The organism is Paenibacillus riograndensis SBR5 (genome assembly GCF_000981585.1).
Taxonomy (GTDB): domain Bacteria; phylum Bacillota; class Bacilli; order Paenibacillales; family Paenibacillaceae; genus Paenibacillus_AQ; species Paenibacillus_AQ riograndensis.
In genome coordinates this window covers 6,449,926-6,472,391 of sequence record NZ_LN831776.1, presented here as the reverse complement: position 1 = coordinate 6,472,391, position 22,466 = coordinate 6,449,926, and the positions used below count along the sequence as shown (strand labels likewise).

Annotated in this window: 21 protein-coding genes; 12 read left to right on the top strand and 9 right to left on the bottom strand. The window is 49.6% G+C overall.

Annotation, left to right across the window (positions count from 1 at the left end):
• Positions 1 to 128: 128 nt before the first annotated feature.
• Both PRIO_RS27380 and PRIO_RS27375 read right to left on the bottom strand, forming a co-directional pair.
• On the bottom strand, positions 129 to 851 hold the full coding sequence (locus tag PRIO_RS27380) for a hypothetical protein (RefSeq protein ID WP_144412137.1): 723 nt from the start codon (positions 849 to 851) through the stop codon (positions 129 to 131).
• 989 nt (positions 852 to 1,840) lie between these two features.
• Positions 1,841 to 2,824 carry a LacI family DNA-binding transcriptional regulator gene (locus PRIO_RS27375; protein WP_020428609.1) on the bottom strand — a complete coding sequence of 328 codons (984 nt, stop codon included), beginning with the start codon at positions 2,822 to 2,824 and terminating at the stop codon, positions 1,841 to 1,843.
• Between the two features lie 402 nt (positions 2,825 to 3,226).
• On the opposite strand from PRIO_RS27375, the gene PRIO_RS27370 reads away from it, so the two are divergent.
• A complete protein-coding gene (locus PRIO_RS27370; RefSeq protein WP_019908812.1) occupies positions 3,227 to 3,451 on the top strand; it encodes a helix-turn-helix domain-containing protein in 225 nt (74 codons plus the stop codon).
• A 205-nt stretch (positions 3,452 to 3,656) separates the two neighbouring features.
• On the opposite strand, the gene PRIO_RS27365 is transcribed toward PRIO_RS27370, so the two are convergent.
• Positions 3,657 to 3,842: a hypothetical protein gene (locus tag PRIO_RS27365; RefSeq protein WP_020428607.1), complete on the bottom strand. Its 186-nt coding sequence runs from the start codon at positions 3,840 to 3,842 to the stop codon at positions 3,657 to 3,659.
• 306 nt (positions 3,843 to 4,148) lie between these two features.
• Positions 4,149 to 4,526: a Dor-1 like family protein gene (locus tag PRIO_RS27360; protein WP_020428604.1), complete on the bottom strand. Its 378-nt coding sequence runs from the start codon at positions 4,524 to 4,526 to the stop codon at positions 4,149 to 4,151.
• A gap of 258 nt (positions 4,527 to 4,784) precedes the next feature.
• Between PRIO_RS27360 and PRIO_RS27355 the strand changes: the two genes are divergently transcribed.
• Genes PRIO_RS27355 through PRIO_RS27345 form a run of 3 tightly spaced genes read left to right on the top strand, consistent with a single transcriptional unit; the run spans position 4,785 to position 8,393 of the window.
• Complete coding sequence (locus PRIO_RS27355) at positions 4,785 to 6,206, top strand: spore germination protein (RefSeq protein ID WP_020428602.1); 1,422 nt, start codon at positions 4,785 to 4,787, stop codon at positions 6,204 to 6,206.
• Between the two features lie 14 nt (positions 6,207 to 6,220).
• Positions 6,221 to 7,300 (top strand): GerAB/ArcD/ProY family transporter, encoded by a 1,080-nt coding sequence (locus PRIO_RS27350; RefSeq protein ID WP_046505594.1) that lies wholly within the window; start codon positions 6,221 to 6,223, stop codon positions 7,298 to 7,300.
• Complete coding sequence (locus PRIO_RS27345) at positions 7,293 to 8,393, top strand: Ger(x)C family spore germination protein (protein ID WP_020428599.1); 1,101 nt, start codon at positions 7,293 to 7,295, stop codon at positions 8,391 to 8,393. The genes PRIO_RS27350 and PRIO_RS27345 overlap by 8 nt, the downstream gene beginning before the upstream one ends.
• Before the next feature lie 102 nt (positions 8,394 to 8,495).
• Here PRIO_RS27345 and PRIO_RS27340 read toward each other — a convergent pair whose 3' ends face one another.
• The 4 genes from PRIO_RS27340 to PRIO_RS27325 are packed head-to-tail and all read right to left on the bottom strand — an operon-like array spanning position 8,496 to position 11,248.
• Positions 8,496 to 9,263, bottom strand: coding sequence for an ABC transporter permease (locus tag PRIO_RS27340; protein WP_020428597.1), 768 nt, complete (start codon positions 9,261 to 9,263; stop codon positions 8,496 to 8,498).
• Positions 9,264 to 10,025, bottom strand: a complete 762-nt coding sequence (locus PRIO_RS27335; protein ID WP_020428596.1) for an ABC transporter ATP-binding protein — start codon at positions 10,023 to 10,025, stop codon at positions 9,264 to 9,266.
• A gap of 15 nt (positions 10,026 to 10,040) precedes the next feature.
• Positions 10,041 to 10,904, bottom strand: a complete 864-nt coding sequence (locus PRIO_RS27330; protein WP_020428595.1) for a pentapeptide repeat-containing protein — start codon at positions 10,902 to 10,904, stop codon at positions 10,041 to 10,043.
• A gap of 14 nt (positions 10,905 to 10,918) precedes the next feature.
• On the bottom strand, positions 10,919 to 11,248 hold the full coding sequence (locus PRIO_RS27325) for a PadR family transcriptional regulator (protein ID WP_020428594.1): 330 nt from the start codon (positions 11,246 to 11,248) through the stop codon (positions 10,919 to 10,921).
• A 225-nt stretch (positions 11,249 to 11,473) separates the two neighbouring features.
• Between PRIO_RS27325 and PRIO_RS27320 the strand changes: the two genes are divergently transcribed.
• The 7 genes from PRIO_RS27320 (at position 11,474) to PRIO_RS27290 (ending at position 19,558) form a co-directional block, all read left to right on the top strand.
• Positions 11,474 to 11,980, top strand: a complete 507-nt coding sequence (locus tag PRIO_RS27320; RefSeq protein WP_020428593.1) for a MarR family transcriptional regulator — start codon at positions 11,474 to 11,476, stop codon at positions 11,978 to 11,980.
• A gap of 19 nt (positions 11,981 to 11,999) precedes the next feature.
• Complete coding sequence (locus PRIO_RS27315; protein WP_046505589.1) at positions 12,000 to 12,578, top strand: nitroreductase family protein; 579 nt, start codon at positions 12,000 to 12,002, stop codon at positions 12,576 to 12,578.
• A gap of 227 nt (positions 12,579 to 12,805) precedes the next feature.
• Positions 12,806 to 13,291 carry a nitroreductase family protein gene (locus tag PRIO_RS27310; protein ID WP_020428587.1) on the top strand — a complete coding sequence of 162 codons (486 nt, stop codon included), beginning with the start codon at positions 12,806 to 12,808 and terminating at the stop codon, positions 13,289 to 13,291.
• A gap of 356 nt (positions 13,292 to 13,647) precedes the next feature.
• Positions 13,648 to 14,661, top strand: a complete 1,014-nt coding sequence (locus PRIO_RS27305) for an ABC transporter substrate-binding protein (RefSeq protein WP_039788374.1) — start codon at positions 13,648 to 13,650, stop codon at positions 14,659 to 14,661.
• Positions 14,642 to 15,418 (top strand): ABC transporter ATP-binding protein, encoded by a 777-nt coding sequence (locus tag PRIO_RS27300; protein WP_020428582.1) that lies wholly within the window; start codon positions 14,642 to 14,644, stop codon positions 15,416 to 15,418. Before PRIO_RS27305 ends, PRIO_RS27300 begins: the two co-directional genes overlap by 20 nt.
• The gene (locus PRIO_RS27295) at positions 15,412 to 16,164 is read left to right on the top strand and encodes an ABC transporter permease (RefSeq protein WP_020428581.1); all 753 of its coding nucleotides are present in this window, start codon (positions 15,412 to 15,414) and stop codon (positions 16,162 to 16,164) included. Before PRIO_RS27300 ends, PRIO_RS27295 begins: the two co-directional genes overlap by 7 nt.
• Positions 16,165 to 17,188: 1,024 nt before the next feature.
• The gene (locus PRIO_RS27290) at positions 17,189 to 19,558 is read left to right on the top strand and encodes an S-layer homology domain-containing protein (protein ID WP_020426650.1); all 2,370 of its coding nucleotides are present in this window, start codon (positions 17,189 to 17,191) and stop codon (positions 19,556 to 19,558) included.
• Positions 19,559 to 19,688: 130 nt separating this feature from the next.
• Here the strand turns inward: PRIO_RS27290 and PRIO_RS27285 are convergent, their stop codons facing one another.
• The gene (locus PRIO_RS27285) at positions 19,689 to 20,516 is read right to left on the bottom strand and encodes a TerC family protein (RefSeq protein ID WP_020426651.1); all 828 of its coding nucleotides are present in this window, start codon (positions 20,514 to 20,516) and stop codon (positions 19,689 to 19,691) included.
• A 576-nt stretch (positions 20,517 to 21,092) separates the two neighbouring features.
• On the opposite strand from PRIO_RS27285, the gene nifB reads away from it, so the two are divergent.
• Positions 21,093 to 22,463, top strand: a complete 1,371-nt coding sequence (gene nifB, locus PRIO_RS27280) for a nitrogenase cofactor biosynthesis protein NifB (protein ID WP_020426652.1) — start codon at positions 21,093 to 21,095, stop codon at positions 22,461 to 22,463.
• Positions 22,464 to 22,466 lie beyond the last annotated feature (3 nt).

The window sequence follows — 22,466 nt, the reverse complement described above, 5'->3', positions numbered from 1 at the left end:
AAGAAAGTGTTGCGGGTGTTGTTAAAACAATATAAAAAGATACGCCCTTTGGCTGTTCCGAAGTCACAGAGCGTATCTTATTGTTTCGCGCATTAACAGAGCGGAGGCTCGCCTTGAGACCAGAGCATTCAGCTGTTAAACAAATTGATCATAGACAATGTTTTAGGTGCAAATGCTGCTTGTGTATTTGCCATTACGATTACCATCATTAACAAAGCAAGAACAACCGTGGCACTACCAAAAACAAAGCAGGTTTTTTCTTTAAATCTCCATTTTGAATCATTTGATTTAGCCCTTCTTACCAATGCGTTCCAAATATACACACTAAGTCCCGCAAATAGTATCAACAATATTCCACTAACAATGGCTTTTGTAGTATGAAACTCAATGCGCTTATTAAACCTTTCCTGAATAATAGACGGGATATTTTCATTACCTGATTGTATCCATTCAGTAAACGCATAACGTAATTCGTCCTTATATGGTTCTCCAGAGGAGATTTTAAACGAAAAATCAAGCAATGAAAATCCATGCAAAGGATTCAACGTGTTTGTCAGATTGGCTACAACAATCAAAACCATAAATAATGCAACGCTACTACTCAAAAATCCGAAAACAAAGCAGGCTTTTCTTTCAAAGCCCCATTTTAAACTGCTGACTTTAGGCGACCTTTTAAATTTTGTCCAAAAAATTATACTAAGCCATGCGAATATGAGTACCAAGCATCCGCCCACCATAGCGAGTACAGCATGAAATTTAGCGTAATCACTAATAAGTGCATTCACGGCGGGGTTAGATTGTGAGCCTGATTCAATGATCTCACTTAACGTGCGTTGTAACTCGTCATTCATTTTAACTGCCTCCGAAATTTGATTTATGCTTTGTATTCTATTGTGCCAACAACCGTTGCATGGGTAAAAGTCCCACGAATATAACCGCAGGTGGGGTTTTAATACATTCATTTTGAAGTATAGCAATTGCTCCATCCAGATCAGAACCAGCTCAAGTCTAGTCTTTTTCCCAGACCTAAGGCTTGTAGGGAATAAGCATATTGTTGAAGAATCAGCAAACGGCGTCGTCGATCCTAATGTGAGGACAGCTGAGTAACTCGCTTTTTTCTCCACTTGCTTGGAAGTGCGGCGCGCGACTCCCATTCATTTGAGTCTCTTCTCTCGCCATAGAAAACTCCTCCCTGGTTTGGCTTCGGTGGAGAATTATCTCATAGCGAATTCACGAATCGAAGGTGGAGACAGTCTGTTGTTTACATTTGTAAGTTCAAGTGTAAGTGGAACGGAGTACGAAATAGCTAAACTGAATTTATGAGAAGAGGGAAGAGGAGGAGGAGGAGGCGTTGAAGACCATGGGGCCGCGGCAGACAGGAGTAGTTAATGAAGTGTTCAAAGACAGCTATGCCTGAGAGCTCATTGCAGTTTATGCAATAGAATAACTTATTTCGGCGCTTCCAAAAGCTTCTATTGCAGTTTGTACAGCAGATTTCAGAGAAACAGTCTTAAATCACTCTTTTTGGCGAGATCTATTGCACATAGTGCAGCAGAATCGAAATTAACCCCCGTTTGTGAGCAGATCTGTTGCAGAAAATGCAATCGAAGTCGCACGTAGTCACCCAAGTCACTCAAGTTACTCAAGTAAATGAATCACTAAAGTAACCAAAATCGCTCAAAGTCAGAGCATCCCACTCAGAGCATCGCATTCTGGGAGGAAGCACAGCTGACCGCATTTTTTGTCCCCGTGGCCGATTTCTCGGTTACAGTAGTCCGCATATGTAAACGATGCGGTTAATTACCCGCCAGCGATGCTCCAAGACTGCGAACTTCCGCCCTTATACCGTGGACCGCTCGATAATCCGGTAATCCAGCTTGCGCGTAACCGGAAGGCTGCTGCCGTTAATCTGCTCATGTATGATCCCGAAGGCGGCTTCGCCCATCTGATAGAGCTGATTGTCGATCGTCGTGATCCCGAGCAGCCGTCCGATCGGCTGGTTGTCAAATCCCATCACCGCGAGGTCCTCCGGGATTTTTAGGCCGTGTTTGCGGGCTTCGATTATCAGGCCTGCGGCGATATGATCCCCTGAGATCATCATGGCCTCAGGCCGGCCTGACCTATCCGGGTTATCCAGCAGCCGCCGGGCCACTTCCGCACCATCCTCTTCACGCATACAGTCAAAAATCATCCATTCCGGATCAAAGAGCAGCTCTTTTTCAGCAAGGAAGTCCTGGAAAGCGTTCTGGCGGATGGAGGCACTGCTGCCGTTCTGACGGCCTTCGCAATAACCGATTCTGCGGTGTCCCTTGCCGTACAGATACTCCAGGCCATGGCGGAAAGCGGCATAATGCTCAATATATACAGAAGAGAATTGGCGCTCTCCGCTATTCTGGCAGGTTACAACCGGTCCGTAAATTGTATAGGATTCGATGACTTCCGGCTTCAGAGCGGTGGAAACAATGATTACCCCGTCAATCTCCTTGTTGCGCAGCATGTCCAGTACCTTTAGCTCTTCTTCAGGGACATAGTTGGTCTGGCACAGAATCAGCCGGTACTGCGCGGCCAGCGCTGCCTGAGCCAGCCCGTCCATCACCACCGAGAAATAAAAAGAACTGATGTACGGCAAAATCACCGCCACCGCCCCGGTACGGCCAGTGATCAGATGGACAGCGTTCATATTGCGTGTATAATTCAGCTGCTCTATGGTTTGCAGCACAGCAGTTCTTTTGTCCTTGCTTACATAAGGATGATTGTTCAGCACACGTGATACAGTCGTTACGGAAACCCCGGCAATGCGGGCAATTTCTTTGATGTTGGCCATTGGCGCTGCCTCCTGGGATCAGAGATATAGTGCTTTTATTTTAGCACATTGCACGCCGGCGGCCCTCCGAATAAAAAACTTGCTATGGAATCCATTTCATAAACTACACTAAAGCTGCAACAGCATTACCGGACCAAACCGGCGTGACCGCAAGGGCGTGACGGACCGGTATATGTAACCTATAACGGGTGGGCTTCCTGATGCGAAGGGAAGCGCAGCCGTTTCTGCTTGTTTACTGTCTGGAGCGCTTAGGCATCTAGGGTTGTTTTATGTTAGAAAAGTGCACCGCCCATTTTAAAGCTGTGATCGCACCATTGATCTCCCTGAAACATAATATGGTTTTGACTGTATCCCTTTACCTTGTTATACCAAACAAACCCAGGGCAAGGAGGGGTGACACCATTGAAAGGGAACGAACATCACAGTAAATTTCTCTTGACGCACCGTGAGCGCGAAGTATTCGAGCTTCTTGTGCAGGACAAAACAACACGGGATATTGCCGGATTGTTATTCATCAGCGAGAAAACCGTCCGCAACCACATCTCCAACGTCATGCAAAAACTAAACGTCAAAGGCCGTTCGCAAGCGGTTGTCGAGCTGATTAAGCTTGGGGAGCTAAAAATCTAGCTCCTTGCTTCTGAAGCGACGCGTTTATGCCTTCTTTTATCCTTTGGGATGAAGGGAGGTTTTTTGTTGGGGGAGTTCACCCGGGGGCTGTTCCTAATTCAGGTCTACATAGTAGTTAAAAAAACCGCGTAGACCGGAATTTCTCCGGCTTACGCGGCTTTATGCTCAAGATATTATAAGAGTAATTGATCTCGTTAGTAGTTGGTTAGTGGTATTTCACTGATTTGATGCGTGCTTCTTCCTGATAGGTGAGCGGGCTAGGTGTTGGCGGAGTGTGCAGATGGCGCTCTGCCGAATATTCGATTTTCCAGTAGTCCTCTTCCTCTGAGGTCATCCACGGCTGCCACATTCCCGCTACCCAATTCTTAAGTTCCTTCAGTCCTGCCAGCATTTCTTCCATCCTCCTTGGGCGATGAAATCTATTGTTCACAGCTCCTTTGGTTACGCTTTCATTATAACACAATAAAATGATTTTAAAAGGTGTGTCCGCCTGAAAAAGACAGAAATATGTGAACTATTTGCGTAGATAAAGGAGTTTGTTTCTGGGCGGAAGATATATGTCTCCTGGGGGAGGACGCTGTTTGGATCTCCGCAGTGCCGTTCAAGAGTAGCGCCGGGAAGGTGGACCAAACCGGCTTGTCCCCAAAAAAAGCGGCTGGCTACGAAGGCAGCCTCATGGATAGGATATGCAGAAAGATTATTTAATCCGCTTCAAAGCAGCTTCCTGATCGATGGATCGTCTGGACAGCAAATCAAGTGTTACGTCATGTCCGCGCAGCGTTTCCTCAATGCGCCCGATGGTGTCACGGGTAGCAATAACCTCAGCGTTCACTTCCGATACAGCTTGCTGAATCAACGGAATCAGCCGGGTATCCTCCTTGATGCTGGCAATTTCGGTTTTCATCTCGTTGATCTCAGTTCTTATCTCACTGATCTCTGATTTCATGCCACTGATCTCTGATTTCATGCCGCTAATCTCTGATTTCATCTCACTGAACTCAGTTCTCATCTCGTTTAAATCCGTCTGTACGCCAGTTAAAGCAGTCAGTATCTGTTGAAGAACGGGGTCACTCATCGTCACAGCTCCTCAGCTATTAAATAAATTATCGATGGATGATGGATGCGGGAGAGGGGGACTTCATCGGTGTAATTTTGATTTATTATAGCACAGATCAAGGTGGACAAGAATTGTTAAAATGATGAATTCGCAGCCTGCTGGAAGTGGCAGGGTATGCCAAATTCGAGACAGATGACTGACAGGCAGATACTGACTAATAACCAAGGGGAATCTGGGAATACTACCAAAAACTTATGGTAAAGGCGGGTTAATCTTATGGATGCCAACCCACAAAGTGCTTCTATGCTGCGGCATGTTCTTGAAGAATTTGACCAATGCGCGGATTTGATCTTCCGGTCCTTTCCGGAAATACGGACTGACATTGTCTACTTCCCCAGCATTGTGGATCAAAAAATGTTTACAGATGAGATTCTGGCACCCTTTGCCCAGGTTCAGCTTGATGAGGTTGAGCAGTTATTCCAACAGTCACAATTTACACGGGTAACAGATTCTAAAACAGTGATTGAGGGAATCCTGGCGGGCAGCGTCGCCATTTTTCACGATAAAAATATTTATTTGCTCGATATCTATGGCCCGAAAACGCGGACTGTACAGCAATCCGAAACTGAAACCATTATTGCCGGTCCCCATGACGCTTTTGTGGAATCCGCCATGACAAATATTTCGCTGATACGCCAAAGAATCAAAAGCTCGCATCTGAAAATTAAGGAGTATTCAGTTGGAGAAATCACCAAGACCAGCGTGTATGTCCTTTATATTAAAGATATCGCCAATATGAAATATGTCGGGGAACTGGAGAAACGGATTAAACGGATCGAGATAGATGCTGTTAATGATGGAGGGATGCTGACCCAGTTTCTGGAGGACCGTCCTAATTCGGTTTTCCCACAATTTCTGACTACAGAAAGGCCCGATGTGGCTGTATCTAAGCTGACAGCCGGCCGGATTATCACACTGATTGACAACAGTCCGACCGCATTTGCCGCACCTTCCGCTTTTTTTGAATTTTTCTCCTCACCGGATGATTACTATCAGCGCTGGGCTTTGGGAACGGCACTCCGGCTGTTAAGATACCTCGCTTTGCTGATTACGATTTCGTTCACAGCATTTTATGTATCCGTGACTACCTTTCATTATGAAATGATCCCCGAAGCGCTGCTCCGGACACTGGCTGAATCGCGGAACAGAGTGCCTTTCCCACCGGTTTACGAGGCGCTGCTTATGGAAACTATGATTGAGCTGCTGCGGGAAGCAGGTGCGCGTCTTCCGACCAAAATTGGACAAACCATCGGGATTGTAGGCGGGATTGTCATTGGACAAGCGGCTGTTCAGGCGGGGTTGACCAGTAATGTCCTGATTATTGCTGTAGCCTCTTCTGCGATCGCCTCTTTTGTCATTCCCAGCTATATGATGAGCGCCTCAATCCGGCTGGTTCGCTTTGGCATTATTATGCTGGCTGGTATCTGGGGAAATATGGGGATATCCATGGGAGTTGCCCTGATTGTAACGCATATTTCCAGCCTGACAAGCCTGGGTTCCTCTTATTTAATCCCGGTTGCGCCAATGGCGCTAGGGGATTGGAAGGATAATTTTATCCGTGCACCGTTCACCTTTTTAACCAAGCGGCCCTCTCAGACCCAATCGCCTAATCCAATCAGGCAGAACAAAAGAAAGTAGGCGTCAGAAATTTTATGATGGAGAAACTAAGCCCCTTTCATGTTGCGATCCTGGTGTATATGACTCAAATCGGTATCGTTGTCTTCTCTCTGCCGCGCCAGCTGGCTGACTATTTCGGGACAAACGGATGGCTGGTTCTCCTGCCGGGTCTGCTGCTGACGTCTTTCAATATTTATTTGATCACGCTGGTGTACCGGCTGGGAGACGGGAAGCCGGTTTTTGAAATTATGGAACGGTCCATTCCTAAGGTTATACTGTATCCTGTCTATCTTGGATTGTGTGCTGTCTGGCTGATCTTCGGCTGCATGATCGGTAAAAAATATGTGCTTTTATTTCAAATGATTGCTTTTCCTACGACCAATCCGATGTTATTCAAGCTCGCTGTGGATGTCCTGCTTTTTCTGCTGCTCATTAAAGGGATCTTTACGATATCCAAAGCGGCAACCATCTTCTTTTGGCTGACTTTCTGGATGTATTTTCTCTTATTATGGTTTCTCCCATCCTTCAGATGGGTACGCCTGACACCCTTTATTTTGCAGGGAGGCCATGACCAGATCAAAGGAGCCTTCGATCTATATACTGTTTACTTGGGCTACGAGTTATCGATCCTTCTGTTTCCTTATATGGATAAAAGCAAAAAATCGCTGGCTGCCATTTATGCAGGAAATGCTTATTTATCTGTGATTTACATTAGTTTATCCATAGTCTGTTTCGGTTTTTTTAGCTTTGGACAGTTAAAAAAGCTGCTGTTTCCACTATTGGACCTGCTGGGTTATATCCAGTTTCCATTTGTCGAGCGTCTGGAAAATATGCTCTACGGGTTTTTCCTCTTTTTGATTCTGATCACAGCGGCAATGTATTGGTGGGGGGCTATGGAGGCAATGAGAAGAATAATTCCCAAGTTAAAAATTCCGGTCATGGTGTTTTTGTTGACGGCCATCGCCTACTGCATCTCCTATATCCCGAAGACCTTGGATCAGGTGAATAACTGGATTCTCCATCTGGGATACGCTGCCATCGGGATTGCTTTTGGTCTGCCTGTACTAATAATTGCGCTGCTGCTCCTTCAGGGAAGGAGGGTATCCCGTGTATAAGCGGTTGTCTGCTGTTCTCCTGATGATGCTGCTGCTGACCGGCTGTAACAGCGATCAGAGAATCCTTGAAAAGCTGGGAATGATGCAAACCGCCAGTTACGACCTGGCGGAGAATGACCAACTGAAAGCGACCCTCTCCGTTCCGGTAATTGATCCAGAATCGTCGGAACACAGGCATCTGCTGACGGCAGTAACCGACAGCCTCAAAGAAGCGAGGGTGCAGTTATCCAACCAAATTGATCTCCTCCTGGTCAGCGGTCAGTTAAGAAGTGTTCTGTTCGGATTAAGTCTGGCCAAGGAAGGGCTTGCGGATCATGTCGATACGCTTATACGCGACCCTTCCATTGCTCTTGGGGTTCAAGTTACCGTAGTGGATGGAGATGCTGGTAAATTGCTGTCCAAAACGTTTAAACCCAATAAGGATACAGGCACCTATGTTAATCATTTACTGAAAAAAGAGAGCTCTTCCAACATCATTCCACCAACTACACTGTATGAGTTCACCAGGGAATATTACGATGATGGAATCGATCCGATTGCTCCTATCGTAAAGGATGGGGGGGACAGGGCTGGCATTTCCGGGATTGCTTTATTTCAGGATGACCGCTTTGTGACGAAAATTCCGGCCAAAGATGGAATTATCTTTGCCCTGCTCCGGGGGAATATCAACCAAGGAGAATTGTCGGTGAATTTAGGTGAAAGAAATGGCAGAAAAGAGATGGTCATGCTCAGCTCTATGCTGAATAAGCGCAAGGTGAGTGTGCAGCATCTCGGAGACAACCGCTTCAAGTTTATTATTGCTAATTCCATCCATGGCTCGGTGCTTGAATATACCGGACATGAGGATCTTTCACAGAGTAAAGACCGCCATAAATTGGAAGCGGATATCGCTGAATATATCAGCGACAAGGCCCAGGAAGTGGTAAGGCAGCTGCAGCAGAACAATGTGGACAGCATTGGCATCGGACAATATGTAAGAAACAGCCTTAGCTATAAGGCATGGAAAAGTCTCAATTGGCGAAAAGTATATCCCGGGGTTGAAGTGGAGTGCCGAGTAAAAGTGACAATTAAGGACTACGGTAAATACATGTAGCCGGTTAATTAGCCTTTGCTTGGAGAAGAGGGGCAAGACTGGATGCATCACGCGGCGACACTGCGACGCATCCATCCAACCTATGATGTACATGTCAGTTGATCACACCCGCTTTTTATACACTCTCATAGCAAAGCAATAGGCTACGAGTGAAATCCCGATGCACCAGGCGAGAGCGGCCCATATATCATTGCCCACCGGCTGCCCTGACAGCAGCGCACGAATAGCTTCCACGATTGAGGTCACCGGCTGGTTTTCGGCAAAAATACGGACGGCAGACGGCATCGACTCGGTCGGCACAAATGCCGAGCTGATAAACGGCAGGAAGATAAGCGGATAGGAAAACGCGCTTGCACCTTCCACCGATTTTGCGGATAGTCCGGCAATCGCCGCGACCCAAGTCAAAGCCAGCGTGAACAGCACGAGTATACCGGCTACGGCAAGCCAGGAGAGTACCCCCGCCGACGAGCGAAAGCCCATAATGAGCGCTACGAGAATGATGACGACAACAGAAATGACGTTGGATACCACCGAGGTCAGCACATGCCCCCACAGCACGGTGGAACGTGCAATCGGCATGGAGTGGAACCGCTCAATGATGCCCCGTTGCTTATCCAAAAACAGGCGGTAAGCCGTATAGGATATACCGCTTGCAATGGCAATCAGCAGGATCCCGGGCAACAGGTAGTTCACATAGTTATCCGTATCGGTTTGGATGGCTCCGCCGAGCACATAGACGAACAGCAGCATCAACGCAATCGGTGTGATGCAGACCGTGACGATGGTGTCCATGCTTCGCAAAATATGGCGCATGGAACGTCCTAGCATCACACTCATGTCGCTGAAAAAATGGCTTTTTGTTGTTTCCATTTAAACGGCCTCCTTTTTGCCGATGATTGCGAGGAAAATTTCTTCCAGTGTCGGTTGTTTTTCAACATACTCCACCTTTGCAGATGGAAACAGCTTTTTCAGTTCTGCGAGCGTGCCGCTGGCGATAATCCTGCCCTCGTGCAGAATGGCAATCCGGTCGGCAAGCTGCTCGGCTTCCTCTAAATACTGCGTGGTCAGGAATACCGTAGTGCCGCCGTCCGCAAGCTCCTTTACAATCTTCCAAGCCTCAATGCGTGCCTCGGGGTCAAGCCCGGTGGTTGGCTCATCGAGGAAAATAAGCTGCGGTTTTCCTACAAGGCTCATGGCGATATCAAGCCTGCGGCGCATACCGCCCGAATAAACAGATGCCTTGCGGTCGGCAGCGTCCGTTAAGCCAAAGCGTCTCAGCAAATCGTCCGCAACTTGACGCGGATGATCAAGATGCCGCAGCCTGGCAATCATGATCAGGTTTTCCCGCCCGGTCAAAATCTCATCCACGGCGGCAAACTGCCCGGTCAGACTGATCGACTGCCGCACATCGCCGGGTTTCGCTGCAACGTCGAATCCGTTTACGCTGACGGTTCCGCTGTCTGGTTTGAGCAGCGTAGAGAGGATTTTGACGACCGTTGTCTTGCCCGCGCCGTTGGAGCCGAGCAGGGCGAAAATACTGCCCTTTTCCACCTCAAAGTCTACACCCTTCAGGACCTGTAGCTGCCTGTAGGACTTTTGCAATCCTTTTACTTGAATTGATTTGGTTTGCATTTTCTTTTCCCTCCCTTAAATAACTGTAACTTTTGACAAGTCTGCTTCCATGCCCTTGAGTGCGGCGTAGGTCAGTTTATCCATCATCGCGCCGTCGAAGCAGACGGTTTTGATGGCGCGGTAATACTTCTTGGACAGGTTAGACGTCGGGAAAGACACATTTTTCAGCGTTGCACCTTTAAACGAAACCTCGTTCAGCGCCGCCTTGTCAAACTTAACGCCGAGAAAGGTCATTCCGTCCAGGCACAGACCCGTCAGGTTGGAAGACTTAAAGTCCACGCCGTCGAAAATACAGTTCTCAAAGATCGTTTTGCTCAGGTCGCACATGGTTAGGTTGACGTCGGTCAGCTTTGCATCAATGAAATTAGCCCCGGCCAGCCACGACTTGCTGAAATTGGTACGCACAAGGATGGATTGACGGAAGCTTGCACCCGCCAGATCAAGAGCAAAGAAGTTGCAGTCTGTCAGATTTGCGCCGTCAAAATGGGCTTCACGCACATCGCTGGCCTTGAACGAGCTGCCCGTCAGGTCCGCACCCGAAAAGTCAGAGCCAAGCAACGCGCTCCCTTCAAATTTTCCCTTGTGGGCGGTAACGCCGGCGAAGTCGCTCTTTGACAGGTTACTTGAGCTGAAGTTTGTCACCACCTGCCGTTCCAGCGAACGGGAGAGATTGGCGACCTCCTGTACCGTCTGCTCGATATCTCCGATGCTGCTGATGGTCATCTCAAACGCTGTTTCATCGTCCTTGCCCTCGGCTTTGAGTTCACGAAAGCGCTCCTGCAAATCGGAGAGCAGATCGGCCTTTAGTTCGGTGGCGCTTTTCACCCCGTCGTAGGGTGCAAAAACACCATTCAAATAGCTGGTCAATTTCTCGTACATAATATCAACTCTCCCTATAATAAGTTTTCGAGCACACGCTTTGCGTATTCCCAGTTGCTTTTGTTGCGGGCATAAGCCGCCTTGCCCTTTTCGGTAATCCTAAAATATTTACGCCGTCCACCCTGAGATTCATCGCCCCAATACCATTCGATATCTCCGTCCGCCTCAAGCCGCCGGACGCTGGAGTACATCGTGGCTTCCTTTAATTCGTACTCACCGTCCGAACGCTCGGCAATCAGCTTGACAATCTCGTACCCGTAGCGGTCAGCTTCGGATAAGAGCCGTAAAATCATCGTATCGGTATGTCCGCGCAGCAGGTCGGATGTAATTTTGTTTTCGCTCATATTAATCACCCCCCCCGCATCTGTATAATACGACATATTACTATGACTGTCAAGGTAATATTTTAAATACAATACTTTGTTGGATTGCACAGCCAGGCAGTTAAGAAACAGGACCCTTCTTCGAAAAGAAACATTATGGTTGATAACCATTATCAATGATGATAAGATACCAATATAGTTTACTGGTTAACAAAAAACTGATTAGTGAATGGAGCGCCATAACCTATGGAATCTGCAGATGCGGTCAAACAGCAGGTGTATGAACAGTTCATCCGATTTCTGCACGTCTATGAATCTTTTTCGGATACAGAAATTGATCATTTTCTCAGCATCGCCGAAAGGGAGCGGATCGGGAACTTTCCGCACAATATTACTGCTGTGCATGTGATCGATTGTATCGGGCGCCATGAGCCCATCAACAGCACAGCTATTGCCGGGAAGATGGAGCTGTCCAAAGCCAGCATCACCAAGATCGGCGGCAAACTGCTCGCGGATGGACTCGTGGAGCGAATGCAATTGAATGATAACAAAAAAGAAAGTTATTTCCGGCTGACCCCGCAAGGGAAGAAGATATTTGATCTCCATGAACGGATTCATGCGAATGAAGCAGAGCGGCTTAACCGTTTTTTGAGCAAATACTCAGCCGGAGAATTGAAGATTATTGGCAGTTTCCTTAAGGATTACAGCGCGGAGATGGAAGTGAGAATATCCGAGGGAACCGCCAAAAGATGAACCTGGGAGCGTGGGAATCATGAGTCTGGCTGAATTGATCAGAGGACGGCGGACGATCCGCAGCTTTAATCAGACGCCTGTCGCGCGGGAGCTGGTGGCCGAACTGCTGCAGCAGGCAGCAGGCTTGTATCCTAATGCCGAAGATGCCGTCTGGCGCTGTATTTATGCCGGCACCCCCGAGTCGCGTGGGCGGCTGGCTGACTACATGATGGAGCATATGGCCGGAAGCAGGCTGGGCAAATGGATGCCGGGCAAGATGATCGAGCTGTTCAAAAAAAGATTTGCCGATATTCCCGGCCATGTGGTCGTTATTGCAGGCACAGGTCCTGACCGGCAGGCAAGCGACCGGAATTATGCGGCAGTCTGCAGCATCCTGCAGAATTTCCAGCTGCTGGGCTGGGAGCGCCAGGTGGGCATGCTATGGGATACGGAGCCGATGATGCAGAGCGAGGGCTTTTATGAACGTCTCGGCATCCGTGAGAATGAGCGGTTTGTAGGCATTCTTCATCTGGGGTATTACAATAAGACCCCGCGGGGCCGGTCAAGGACACCGGCCGAGAAGAAATGGACCGTGTATGCCGGGAGCTATATAGATTGAACTTGAAAAACTAACAAAAGGATAAAGGGATGGAGGGGAAGTTTGGAACTGTAGGAGCGAATGCGTCCGCCTTTGTCTGCGGATTTCCACCGCGAACAGCGGTACCAATCAAGAAATCTGCAGACAACAGCGGCCGGAAGTCCAAACATTCACCGGAGTCCCGACGAAGTCCCTAATGTAAATATCTTAAGTTCACTCTATATAGAGCCTGAAATAGGAGGGATCATATGACATTATTCGATTTCCGCCCGGAGCTGCGCGGCTCCGGCTTCTTTTCCGGACAGCCTGTACCCCGGCAGCTGGTGCTGGAGCTGCTGAATGATGCGGTATGGGCGCCGAATGACGGGCTGAGAGAGCCTTGGAGATTCATCTATGCCGACAATGGCGGCAGCGGCAGGCTGTCCGGCCTGCAGGAACCTGCTCCGGCATACCTTATTGTGGTCATGAAGGAAGAGAGTGACCCGTACAAGCGGGATGAGGATTTCGCTGCGGTCTGCTGCCTGCTGCAGAACTTCCAATTGCTTGCCTGCGAGCGCAGGCTGGGGGTAAGGCGGACGATGAATGACTGGATATATGACCGGAAGCAAATGAACGCTTTTGGCGTGCAGGACAAGGAACGCATAGCTGCTGTTCTTGAAATAGGTTTTTGGGATGGAGATCCCGGAGCAATGCCTCCGGCAAAAATGGCTGAGGTGAAGTTCGATCTGCTCTAAATAAAGGAACAGCCTTGAGAATCTGCAGCTTTTCCCGGCCTGGACAGGCAGGGGAAAGCTTTTTGCCGTGGAGAAATCCGGCAAATTATTTCAATTTATAAATATACAAAATAGAGCAATGGGTGTAGAATTGCATTACTTGAGCTTTTCGGGGGACAGGCAGCGTACATAAGTCCCGCAAAAACAGATTTGTCAGGAAGGCCGGAAGCGGGGCCTCTGTTTCTGAGGACGGCGTCCCTTCTTGCATGTCCTTATGTGAATAAATTCGCATATGCGGATGTATATTGCAGGCGGACCCCCAGGAGGAAAAAAGCTCAGAACCCAATCAACAAGAAGATGGAGGCTACTCGAGAACCATGGAGAGAAGAAACTGGAAACACCTAATGATGCTGTTTATGCTGGTCGCTGCGATTAGTATGGTGGCGGTGGGCTGCGGCTCAAATACGAATAATGCAGGCGCGCCTGCTACAGGAAATGCTGCTGGAGACGCACCGGCTGCAAGTGATGCACCCGCTGAAGCGGCGGCACTGACACTGGGACTTTTACCTTCGATTGATGCGATTCCATTCATTATTGCCCACGAGCAGGGCTTCGACAAAGAGCATAACGTGAATCTGGAGATTCAGACGTTCAAAAGCGCCAAAGACCGTGATGTGGCCTTCCAGGCCGGCAAGGTGGATGGAATCAGCGCGGATTTGGTCGCAATTTCGATTTACAATGAAGCGGGGCTGGATGTCAAGATCACCAGTACTACCACTGGCGAGTTCGATCTGCTGACCGGAAATGACGGAGTCCAAGAGGTGAAGGACCTTAAGGGCAAGACGGTGATTCTGTCCAAAAACACTTCAACCCAATATACGGTGGCAATGATGCTGAAGCAGGCAGGTCTGACCGAAGAGGACATAAAGGTGACCGAGGTGCCGCAAATTCCAACCCGTCTGGAACTGCTGAAAAACCAAAAAGCGGATGCGGCTGTATTGCCTGAGCCTTATGTCACTATGGGCAAAGCTGCAGGCCTGCGCGTGCTCAGCTCTACCAAGACTGCCGGAATAAATCCGTTTGTGCTGGCCTTTCCGCAAAGCGTAATAGACGCCAAAGGGCAGGCTATTCAGGATATGTATGCCGCCTATGATGAAGCGGTAGCTTATATGAAATCACACGACCAATCCGAATATATCGATCTGATTATCAAGGAGGTCGGCTACCCGGATACCCTGAAGGATCAGATTACAGTGCCGGAGTATCTGCCGGCGAATCAGGTGGACGTGAAAGAAGTGGAAGCGGCATTTGCCTGGGCCCGGGAAAAAGGCCTACTGACCAAAAATATACCGGCCGAAGAAGTGATCTCCGATGTCCAGTTTAAGAAATAGCGGACTGAGCATCAAAGCACTTCAAGTGGAATATAAAAGCGGACAAAAGGCTCTCGGGCAGGTCGATTTAACCTTGCCCGAGCATGGCATATACACGATTATCGGGCCCTCCGGCAGCGGGAAATCCACGCTGCTGCGCGCGGTGGCAGGTCTTCTGCCGGATTATGGGGGTGAACTGCTGTTCAACGGGAAATCCGTGCATGACCAGGGAACGCTGATCGGGCTGGTTCCGCAGAATTACGGATTGCTGCCCTGGAAAACAGTCCGCGATAACATCCGGGTGGCTATGAAGATTACCCGCCCGGCTGGAGGGAACAGGGAAGCCATGGAAGCGGAAATTACCCATTGGCTGCAGTCAATGGGGATTGCTGAGCTCGCCGGCCGCTACCCGCTCTCCCTGAGCGGAGGGCAGCAGCAGCGGGTGGCGATCGCCCGGGCTTTTGCCATTCAGCCGGCGATCCTGCTGCTGGATGAGCCGTTCTCCGCGCTGGATGCCATTACCCGCGAAGCGCTCCAGCAGATTTTCCTGGATAATTGGCTGACACATCCGGCTGCTGCGCTGTTTGTCACCCATGATGTGGAAGAGGCGATTCTGCTGGGGCAAAAAATCGTTGTGATGCCATCAGCCAAAGAGGATACCCCTGAAGTCCTCGACAACGCATCTGTCTTTGCCATGAAACATGCGGAGAAGCGGGACAGTGATGAGTTTTTTGAGCAGAGCAAACGGATCAGAAAGGTAATGCTTGCGAAATGGTGAAAAAACGGCGTTTTCCACACTTGCTGCGGCTGTTGTTTGTCTTTTTGGGCATGAACCTGGTCTGGTACATTGCCTATCTGCTGATGCATCATCCGATTCTGCCCAGCCCCGGAGCAGTCTATGAGGCCATGTTCCAGCTGGGGGCCAAGGATGTGGCCCTGAATGTCGGATACAGCCTGCTGCGGATCTTCGAAGGCGTGCTTCTGGCCTTGCTGATCGGTCTGCTGATTGGTCTCTTGATGGGCCGTTCTCCGCTGTGGAACCGGCTGTTGGACCCGGTAGTATACCTCACCTATCCGATTCCGAAGATTGCGCTGCTGCCGGTGGTTATGCTCTTCTTCGGTCTGGGGGAAACCTCCAAAGTGCTGATGATTATGCTGATTCTGCTGTTCCAGGTCATCATTTCCGTGCGCGACGGGGTTAAGGCGATCCCCGAGAGCACGTATGATGTCCTGACCAGTATCGGCGCAAGCACAGGACAGAAATTCTGGAATGTGACCCTGCCTGGGGCATTGTCAGTCATACTCAGCACGATCCGTATCTCGCTCGGAACCGCGATATCTGTTTTGTTTTTCACCGAAATTTACGGCACGGAGCACGGGATGGGCTTTTTCATCATGGATGCCTGGCTGCGGCTGGACTATCCGGAGATGTATGCAGGCATTATGCTGTTCAGCCTGGTCGGTTTTGTACTGTTCCTGCTGGTGGATGTTATGGATTACAAATTTATGAAATGGCGGCGTTAATCAAGCGAACTGGGGCGCTGCTCCCGCAACTGGCCTCTCTGTCGGAATCGACGGATGAGGTCTTTTTTTGTTGTATAGGAAATTATTCAATGTAAAAAAGTGTAGATACCGTGGAAGCCTCCGAGGATATAAGCGATGCAGGAGGATGGGGCTCTACAGGAGGATTAGACTCCATTCGCGGACGGAAGCGGACTGAGGAACCCTTATTTTTCCAAAAATCTTACTTTTTCAGCAGTTACGGACTCAGGAGCCGTTATATTGTTCGATGTAGCCTGAAATAAAGGGGAAAGGGACAAATAAAGGCCTCTCAGTCCGTCCTGCGGAATAAACGAATCTTCTATCAATAGCGGCTCTCCTGTCCGCAACGGCTGCGGATAGAGCGTGAAGGAATAGGGCGATTCGTGTTCAGAACGCCCCCGTTGATTTTGGAGCGGTGGGGATCCCTGCGGCCGTAAGCCGAAGGCCAGCTTGCCCAGAAACAACGGCAGAAATACCGTTGTTGGAGTGCCGAAGGCCGGTTAGCCCAGAAATAACAGCAGAAATACCGTTGCTGGGGCGGCGAAGGCCGAGTAAGGGGGAGCCGGTCTAAATATCCTAATTTCAACTAACGCTTACTTACCGGCTTCTTCGCAGGTGCTAGTTGGAAAAAGGGAACTTATTTTTCCGGAAATTAAGAAATCCTGAGAGTTAAGTGGAAAAATGGAACCTAATTGGGCTACATTTCCGGTCCAATGGCGAAATGAGCTGAATTAGTGTACCTTTTTCCACTTCATCTGCCCGAGGGTAGGGTACTTCGGCAAATTAGTTAACCTTTTTCCACTTAAAGAGTTGCCGTAGGATTCATGGGGAGTCGTTCTCCAGGTAACGCTAGAACCAAGACGGCTGCGCTGTCCCGTGGAGGACGGCACAGCCGTTTTTGTTCCGTGCATCTGTAGTTTCCTGTCGTAAATAAAATATGGAAAAAATAAGCTTGAATCTTTATACTTAGAAGATTAATGGAATCATATTGAGGAGGATGAATTTTTTGGATAGACATGAACATACGAAAAACAGTTCCCCATTCGTTCATCACACGGTCAAAGCCGCGCTGATCTCTACAGTAGCTCTCACCCTGCTGCTGCCTGGCGGACTGGCAGCGGCCGAGTCAAGCTCTGCCTCTGCGGTTGCTGTGCCTTCAGTTATGGATGCTGGCGGACAAGCCGCAGTCACCCCCGATCCTTCCAAAGCTAAAATCACAGAGGATCAAGCCGTTGCCAAGACCAGAGAGCTGTTCCCGGTTCTGAAGGATGCAACGGTATCCGGTGTCCGTCTGGGAGAGGACAATTCCTGGCCGCCCAGCAGCAATCAGATGATCTGGAATATTTCGTGGAGTTATGAGATTGGCGGCACAAGCTATGGGTTTTCGACCCAGGTTGACGCGCTTACCGGGGATTTAATCAATACTTATATCACGTATCCATTTTTGCAGCAGGATGCCTATTATCCTCCCAAATTGACGCGTGCCGATGCGCTGGAGCAGGCCCGGAAGTTTATTGCCAAAGCGGCGCCTTCCCTGGGGCCTGATGATATTCAGCTGTCGGATAATGAGGCCATGAATCCGGTAGGAGGGAGCCTTTTCGGGACGGTACAATACAATTTCTACTTCAAGCTCCTGAAGAACGGCCTGCCTTCAGCTTCGGATGTACTCTCGGTCACTGTAAACGGCAACGGCGATGTTCTCCAATTCAGCAAGACGGCCCCCGGGCCGGAGTATCCATCCGCCAAACCTGCTATTTCTTTGGAATCGGCGCAGAAGAAGTTTACGGACGGTTTTGCCGTAGGCCTGTACTATATTCCGGTGTATAAGGACAACACCATAGAGAAGTGGGTGCTGGGCTGGCGTCCACAGGAACAATCGCTGTATTCAATAAATGCCCAGACCGGTAAAAGTATAGACAACGAAGGGGCTGAAGCCTCCGCCTTACCGATAACATATGAAGCTGTGCCCCAGGCCAAGGAACGGTTTCAAGCGGCCGGTACCGGCAAAGAGATTACCGCTGCAGAAGCTGCCAAGCTTGTGCAGCAGGTTGTAGCCATTCCGGCAGAACGCAAGCCGGACAATCAATCGTTGGGCACTGGCTACCCGAATACGAAGCAAAAAGTCTGGAGGCTGTCCTGGAGGGATAACAGCAACACACGCATGGCCGCGTTTCCAGCCAGCTCTTACGCAGAGGTGGATGCGGCAACCGGCCAAATCTACCAGTATCAGCTGGAGCAATTTACCGGCAGCAAGGATGTGAAGCCACAGCCAGCTCCTGCCGGAGGAAAGAAGCTGACCCAGGCCGAAGCCAAGCAGCAAGCCATATTACTTGTCAACCGTTTGTATGATCAGGCCAGCAGTGTTCTTAAGCTGGCTGAGCATGGTGGAACATGGAGTGTGCTTCCGGACGGCAAGGGCTTCCGTTTTCAATTTGTGCGCTATTATAACGGTATCCCGGTAAGTGATACAGGTGTAACGCTGGCAATGGATATTTACGGCAGGCTGGAAAGCTATTCTGCAGCGAATCCGGATTTCACAACGATACAAGGGCAGCCAACCCCGGCAATATCCCAAAGCGAGGCAATGCAGAGCTACAAGGACCGCTATGCCATGAAGCTGCAATACAACCGCATAGGCGGATATAACAATATTGGGTATGTAGAACCGCAAGTGAAGCTGGTCTACAGTCCGCTGCCGGTCAACGAACAGAACCAGTACGAAGTACTGGATGCCGCTACGGGGAAATGGGTGAAAGTGAACGCCTATTCCGGTCAGAATGCGGGCACTCCTGCGGCAGTGGACCTAAAAGGCCATCCAGCCGAGCAGGCATTAACTGAGCTGGTGAAGTATGGTGTGCTTGTCCCTGATGCTGACGGCAAAATCAATCCGGATCAGGAAATCACTGTGGGGGATTGGTTTACCTATATTGCCGCAGCATCCACATCCAGCTACCAAGGGTACACGAATGGAACAGAACAGAAGCCCGTAGCCGGGGTTAATCCGGACAGTGAATATTATAAGGCTGTCAGCTTCGCCGCAAATCACGAATGGATCAGCAAGGATACTGTGCTGCAGCCGGACAATAAGCTTAGCCGTGAACAGCTCGCTGTGCAGCTGGCCTCCTTTTTGCAATACAGCAAAATCTCTGTTTTCCTGGAAAATGACACGGCGGTGAGCAGCTTTAGTGACAGTGCCTCTATTAAAAACAAAGGTGCGGTAGCGCTGGCTGTGAAGTTGGGGCTTATGCAGGGAGACAACGGCAAATTCAATCCGCAGCAAAATGTAACTAAAGCTGGCGTTGCCACCGTTCTGATGAAGCTGGTGGAGCTGCAGGGCAAAGTTGACCAGAACATTGGCCAGCGGCAGCGTATGTAGCCTGGAGGCGTACGTTCTCAAAAAGCATATGCATAGTGCATTCTCCACACTATGAGCAATAGCAAAGCCTGCCTCCCGCCATTAGGCGGGGAGCAGGCTTTTTATGTGGCTGGCTATGAACAGCTGCTATTTATTTGCCCAGCTGCTTATCCACTTCACGGACAGGGTTTTCACCGACATTCTCTTCCGTTTTATGGCTGCTCATGAACCAGCCGGTGGCTGCAATAATGACAAGCACGACATAGAAGGTAGCTTTCCACCAGGTGCTGTGGGCGAAGTCCTCGGACAGGACACCCAGTGACGGATGAGCCAGGGTGATGACAGCCAGCTTAACGCCGACCCAGCCAACGATGAAGAATGCAGCAACTTCAAGACCTGGACGGGAGTGGAGCAGCTTGACGAAAAATGAGGCCGCAAACCGCATAATGACCAGTCCAATGAAGCCGCCGGCAAAAATAACGAGGAACTGGCCGCCGTCAAGGCCGCCGATCTTGCCCATTCCGCTTGGCGGAAGCGCTACGGCAAGCGCAACGGCCGCGAGGATAGAGTCAACGGCAAACGCAATATCCGCTACTTCAACCTTAAGTACTGTAAACCAGAAGCTGGATTTCTTTTTTTGTACGGCTTCCTCAGTGCCGCTTTCCGCAGCCTCTTCAGTAACAGGCTTCTTAAACAGCACTTTCCGGAAGATGTGATTCCCCGCGATGAACAGGAGATAGATGGCGCCAATGGCTTGTACCTGCCAGATGTCCACCAGATATGAGATGACGAAAAGCGAACCGAAGCGGAACACAAACGCCCCGGCCAAACCATAGAACAAAGCTTTTTTACGTTCCTCATCAGGAAGATGTTTCACCATGATTGCCAGTACCAGTGCGTTATCTGCGGCGAGCAACCCTTCCAGTGCTACGAGAACGAGTAATACCCATCCGTATTCTAATAATAATCCCCAATCCATTGCTGCTTCCTCCTCAATTGAATGTAAATACGGTACAAAATTCCTGATATACCAATATTTTTACCAAATATATATAAAAAAGACCTTTACCAAACAGATCACCCTTTGGAATAAAGGTCTAACCTGATTGGTAAAGGTCTCGCTAACAATTGTTCATTGCCGATAAAACCGGAGAACATCCTCACGTTCTCGTATTGACGATTTTATCTAACAGCTACTCCCCTTCACGGGATATATTAAATTTTATTGGTTACATGGTTGACTTAAAAGTATCATATACGACTTAAGAGCCGTTGTCAATGCCTGTGAGAACAAATATCAATAGAAAATGGCTGCAATGGAAACGGAAACATGATACGTATAGGTAAGAAAACTTTACATATGATATGACGAAACTGCAAACATAAGGAAATTCAGGGCTTTTTAAGTCTGAATACAATTGACGATGTACAGGAATGAAAATATGATGAGACTAATTAAAGCGGCCAAGCGAATTTTTGTTATGAAACATAACATTCGTTTAATTGTTCCGCACAAAGAAACTCTATTAATCAGGTCACTTTTAGGAGGTGGGAAATGATGCTGCCGTCGCCGTGTATATCAAGTGAAGCAGAGGAGGAGATCAGCCGCCACCCTTGCTACAGCGAGGAAGCCCATCGGTTTTATGCCAGGATGCACATCCCGGTAGCTCCCGCCTGCAACATCCAGTGCCATTACTGCAACCGCAAGTTTGACTGCGTGAATGAGAGCAGGCCTGGTGTGGTCAGTGAGGTGCTAACCCCGGAGCAGGCAGAACGCAAAGTGAAAGGGGTAGCCGCCCAGCTGATGCAGCTGTCGGTAGTGGGCATTGCCGGCCCCGGCGATCCGCTGGCGAATCCGGAGCAGACGTTCGACACCTTCGCCCGGGTGAAAAAGAATGTGCCCGATGTCTCCCTTTGCCTTAGCACCAACGGGTTAACGCTGTACCGGCATATCGATGAGATTGTGGAGCTTGGCATCCGCCATGTCACCATTACGATCAACGCTATCGATGCTGATGTCGGTCAAGCGATTTATCCCTGGGTGTTCGACGAGGGTGTGCGTTATGAAGGAAAAGCTGCCGCCGAACTGCTGATCAGCCGCCAACTGAGGGGGCTTGAACTGCTGGCGAAGCTGGGGATTCTCGTCAAAGTGAATTCGATTATGATTCCTGGGGTCAACGATCATCATTTACCCGCAGTGTCCAAAAGAGTAAAAGAACTCGGGGCCACACTGCACAACGTAACACCGCTGATTATCGCTCCGGGCAGCCAGTATGAGAAGGACGGGCGCAAAGCGCCCCGTCCGAAGGAACTGCACAATCTGCAGGAGCTTCTTGGACAGGGCGGCATGAAGGTGATGCGCCACTGCCGGCAATGCCGGGCTGACGCCATCGGGCTGCTGGGCCAGGACCGCAACCGGGACTTCCCGCTGGAAGCGATGGAGGCTGATCCGGTGATCAACGCAGAAGCCAGAGCATTGTTTCAAGGAGAGCTGGATGTGAAGATCCGCGAACGGGTCCAAGCGAAGGAGGCGAGATTGTTGCGGGAGAATGCACCGAAGATCAGGGTCGCGGTGGCTACCAGAGGCGGCGACAAGGTCAATCAGCATTTCGGGCATGCCACGGAATTCCTGGTTTACGATACCGATGGTGCGGAGGTTCAGCTGCTCGGTGTCCGCAAAATACAGGCGTACTGCCACGGCACAGCAGACTGCAACGGCGACAAAGCCGCCACGCTCCAAGAAATTATCTCTATTGTAAGTGATTGCCGCATTCTTCTCTGCTCCGGTATCGGTGACAGCCCCCGTGCCAGCCTGAACAAAGCCGGGGTCCTGCCGCTCGTCCGCAAAGGCGGAATACAGGAAGCGATTCTCGAAAGTGTGAAGTACAGCTCTTATTTTGAAAATATAAACATTTCGAAGGGATGATGA

Coding starts and splice junctions, on each gene's coding strand:
- PRIO_RS27380 (WP_144412137.1), bottom strand. CDS start 851: ATGAATGACGAGTTACAACGCACGTTAAGTGAGATCATTGAATCAGGC.
- PRIO_RS27375 (WP_020428609.1), bottom strand. CDS start 2,824: ATGGCCAACATCAAAGAAATTGCCCGCATTGCCGGGGTTTCCGTAACG.
- PRIO_RS27365 (WP_020428607.1), bottom strand. CDS start 3,842: ATGCTGGCAGGACTGAAGGAACTTAAGAATTGGGTAGCGGGAATGTGG.
- PRIO_RS27360 (WP_020428604.1), bottom strand. CDS start 4,526: ATGAGTGACCCCGTTCTTCAACAGATACTGACTGCTTTAACTGGCGTA.
- PRIO_RS27355 (WP_020428602.1), top strand. CDS start 4,785: ATGGATGCCAACCCACAAAGTGCTTCTATGCTGCGGCATGTTCTTGAA.
- PRIO_RS27350 (WP_046505594.1), top strand. CDS start 6,221: ATGATGGAGAAACTAAGCCCCTTTCATGTTGCGATCCTGGTGTATATG.
- PRIO_RS27340 (WP_020428597.1), bottom strand. CDS start 9,263: ATGGAAACAACAAAAAGCCATTTTTTCAGCGACATGAGTGTGATGCTA.
- PRIO_RS27335 (WP_020428596.1), bottom strand. CDS start 10,025: ATGCAAACCAAATCAATTCAAGTAAAAGGATTGCAAAAGTCCTACAGG.
- PRIO_RS27330 (WP_020428595.1), bottom strand. CDS start 10,904: ATGTACGAGAAATTGACCAGCTATTTGAATGGTGTTTTTGCACCCTAC.
- PRIO_RS27325 (WP_020428594.1), bottom strand. CDS start 11,248: ATGAGCGAAAACAAAATTACATCCGACCTGCTGCGCGGACATACCGAT.
- PRIO_RS27320 (WP_020428593.1), top strand. CDS start 11,474: ATGGAATCTGCAGATGCGGTCAAACAGCAGGTGTATGAACAGTTCATC.
- PRIO_RS27315 (WP_046505589.1), top strand. CDS start 12,000: ATGAGTCTGGCTGAATTGATCAGAGGACGGCGGACGATCCGCAGCTTT.
- PRIO_RS27310 (WP_020428587.1), top strand. CDS start 12,806: ATGACATTATTCGATTTCCGCCCGGAGCTGCGCGGCTCCGGCTTCTTT.
- PRIO_RS27305 (WP_039788374.1), top strand. CDS start 13,648: ATGGAGAGAAGAAACTGGAAACACCTAATGATGCTGTTTATGCTGGTC.
- PRIO_RS27300 (WP_020428582.1), top strand. CDS start 14,642: ATGTCCAGTTTAAGAAATAGCGGACTGAGCATCAAAGCACTTCAAGTG.
- PRIO_RS27295 (WP_020428581.1), top strand. CDS start 15,412: ATGGTGAAAAAACGGCGTTTTCCACACTTGCTGCGGCTGTTGTTTGTC.
- PRIO_RS27285 (WP_020426651.1), bottom strand. CDS start 20,516: ATGGATTGGGGATTATTATTAGAATACGGATGGGTATTACTCGTTCTC.
- nifB (WP_020426652.1), top strand. CDS start 21,093: ATGATGCTGCCGTCGCCGTGTATATCAAGTGAAGCAGAGGAGGAGATC.